We start from the raw sequence: 255 nt of genomic DNA, 5'->3' as shown, positions 1-255 counted from the left end.
TCCCCTCCTTTCCCCCGTAGGGCGTATGCGGTATTAGCAGTCGTTTCCAACTGTTATCCCCCTCGACTGGGCAGATCCCTAGGCATTACTCACCCGTCCGCCGCTCGCCGGCAAAGATAGTAAACTACCTTCCCGCTGCCGCTCGACTTGCATGTGTTAGGCCTGCCGCCAGCGTTCAATCTGAGCCATGATCAAACTCTTCAATTAAAGTTTTGTTGCTTCCGTCTTGCGACTTCAGCGGCTCAATGAATTCTG

Annotated in this window: 1 rRNA gene; it reads right to left on the bottom strand. The window is 53.7% G+C overall.

Annotated features, from left to right (window positions below):
• Positions 1-207, bottom strand: a 16S ribosomal RNA gene (locus MO387_RS21005); the annotation flags it as partial.
• Between the last annotated feature and the right edge of the window lie 48 nt (positions 208-255).

Source organism: Shewanella sp. N2AIL (genome assembly GCF_022690845.1).
GTDB lineage: Bacteria > Pseudomonadota > Gammaproteobacteria > Enterobacterales > Shewanellaceae > Shewanella > Shewanella baltica.
Note: the sequence above shows the minus strand (reverse complement) of the source record. Positions and strands in the feature narration are given on the sequence as shown.